Source organism: Pseudomonas sp. 10B238 (assembly GCF_000970615.1).
Taxonomy (GTDB): domain Bacteria; phylum Pseudomonadota; class Gammaproteobacteria; order Pseudomonadales; family Pseudomonadaceae; genus Stutzerimonas.
Genome location: NZ_KQ033984.1, coordinates 1 through 480, shown reverse-complemented (window position 1 = coordinate 480; position 480 = coordinate 1). Strand labels below are relative to the sequence as shown.

At 56.9% G+C, this 480-nt stretch carries 1 protein-coding gene; it reads left to right on the top strand.

Features of this window, described 5'->3' with window-relative positions; all coding sequences use genetic code 11:
* Positions 1-480 (top strand): HAD family hydrolase (locus RT21_RS22895; RefSeq protein ID WP_046164473.1); only part of this gene is annotated, 480 nt, incomplete at both ends.

Here is a 480-nt window from a genome sequence, read left to right as displayed (position 1 = left end):
CAGGGCTGGGTATTCGGCCTGATCAATGCAGTTGCGGTTTTGATCATTGCTTGCCCTTGCGCACTTGGCCTGGCAACGCCTATGTCGATCATGGTTGCCACAGGCAAAGCGGCTGGAAGTGGAGTGCTTTTCAGAGACGCAGGCGCCATCGAAAATGTCCGTAAGGTAGACACGCTGATTGTCGATAAAACAGGAACCTTGACCGAGGGCCGACCTGTCTTCGATCGGGCCATAGGCGTCACGCCGTTTGACTCGCAGGAAGTCATCCGTTTGTCTGCCAGCTTGGATCAAGGTAGTGAGCATCCCCTAGCCCACGCGATCGTAGACCATGCCAGAAGCGAAGGTCTCCAGCTGGCGAAGCCAGAGACCTTCGAGTCAGGGTCAGGGATCGGAGTCCGTGGTCTGGTGGAAGGCAAGCAGCTACAGCTAGGCAACACCGCGCTTATGGAAGATGCGGGTGTGAGCGTCGAGCCGTTGAAA